Source organism: Syntrophomonas sp. UBA1041, from assembly GCF_002316705.1.
Taxonomy (GTDB): domain Bacteria; phylum Bacillota; class Syntrophomonadia; order Syntrophomonadales; family Syntrophomonadaceae; genus DTU019.
In genome coordinates this window covers 5,061-6,049 of sequence record NZ_DCEA01000094.1, presented here as the reverse complement: position 1 = coordinate 6,049, position 989 = coordinate 5,061, and the positions used below count along the sequence as shown (strand labels likewise).

Below are 989 nucleotides of genomic sequence, written 5' to 3'. Positions count from 1 at the left end.
ACGGGGCTCGATCTTTCCAAGCTATACGCCCTGGGGGCGGCGATTTTGTATCCAACTTTGTCCAGCCTGCTATTGCTGCTATACCTTCGCGACCGGCGGCATCACCCCTTATGGCTGAAGACCCTTTATGGCTTGCTGCTGGTGGTGGGGATCAATCTTCTGGGCGGATATACTGTAATAGCCAGTCTGGCAGACATCCGCTATATCATGAACATAAAGATTTTCAGCGGGGTTAAATTATCCTTCTTCCTGCCCTTGTTACTGTTCATGCTAAATTATTTCAGCTGTTTCAAAGGCGAAGATAAGCTTAGTATGGCGGTATGGAAGACCCTGCAGTTAAAGCCCAGCTACCTGGTCCTGTTCTTATTCGCAGTAGCTGCGGCCGCGGGATATTATTATCTGGGGCGGAGCGGCAACAATATCGTCAGTGTATCTTCATTAGAACTGCGGGTGCGTGAAATCCTGGAAATGATATTTCCCGCCCGGCCGCGTTTCAAAGAAATCATGATTGGTTACCCGGCCCTGATCTCTGGAATATACCTTTATCATAAGTATCGCCAGGACTTCATACTATTCATATGGGGCCTGGCGGTGACAGTCGGCAGCATTTCTATGGTCAACAGCTTCTGCCATGTATTTACCACTGCCTCAATATCACTGCAGCGCAGTTTAGCAGGGATTCTGGTGGGGGCAGTAATAGGCCTGGGCGTGGTCCTGGGCATAATGCTTTTGGAATGGATAGCCAAGCGGTTTTTTCCGGAGATACTCAACTATGATTACCGGTAATAAATAGGCTGTCCCCGAGAGTCGGAAGTCTCCAAGGACAGCCTGATATTTCCTATGAGCAGGTGTGGTTTGCCAAACCGCACCTTTTTTCTCGCTTATAATTCCCTGGGTCTGAGGGTGGGGAAAAGGATGACATCGCGTATCGATGGCGACCCGGTGATGAGCATGACCAAACGATCGATACCAATGCCCAGTCCCCCTGC

2 protein-coding genes are annotated in these 989 nt (G+C 49.7%); one reads left to right on the top strand and one right to left on the bottom strand.

Features of this window, described 5'->3' with window-relative positions; all coding sequences use genetic code 11:
• Positions 1 to 786 (top strand): DUF5693 family protein (locus tag B2633_RS13915; protein WP_483171332.1); only part of this gene is annotated, 786 nt, incomplete at its 5' end.
• A gap of 95 nt (positions 787 to 881) precedes the next feature.
• On the opposite strand, the gene B2633_RS13910 is transcribed toward B2633_RS13915, so the two are convergent.
• The gene (locus B2633_RS13910; RefSeq protein ID WP_483171333.1) at positions 882 to 980 is read right to left on the bottom strand and encodes an amino acid--tRNA ligase-related protein; all 99 of its coding nucleotides are present in this window, start codon (positions 978 to 980) and stop codon (positions 882 to 884) included.
• Positions 981 to 989: the final 9 nt, after the last annotated feature.